Source organism: Rhizobium ecuadorense (genome assembly GCF_001187535.1).
Lineage (GTDB): Bacteria > Pseudomonadota > Alphaproteobacteria > Rhizobiales > Rhizobiaceae > Rhizobium > Rhizobium ecuadorense.
The window spans coordinates 1-216 of sequence record NZ_LFIO01001543.1 but is presented as its reverse complement, the minus strand read 5'-3'; the positions used below and the strand labels follow the sequence as shown (position 1 = coordinate 216).

Sequence of the window (216 nt, the reverse complement as noted above, 5' to 3'; positions counted from 1 at the left end):
GGCCGAAATAGGCCGTCGCATAGGGGAGTTCCCGCATCTGCCGGGCCGCCGCCTCGACGATGCTTTCGTGGCCGTAACCGGCATTGACGCACCAGAGGCCGGCGAAGCCGTCGATCAGTTGCTTGCCCGATGCGTCGGTGACCGTCGCGCCCTTGGCGGAGGCCAGCACGCGCACGCCAAGCTTTTCATGGCCGCGGTAGGAGGCGACCGGATGGA

1 protein-coding gene is annotated in these 216 nt (G+C 67.6%); it reads right to left on the bottom strand.

What is annotated here, in order from left to right:
- Positions 1–216 (bottom strand): aminotransferase class III-fold pyridoxal phosphate-dependent enzyme (locus tag AF337_RS31995; RefSeq protein WP_152971271.1); only part of this gene is annotated, 216 nt, incomplete at both ends.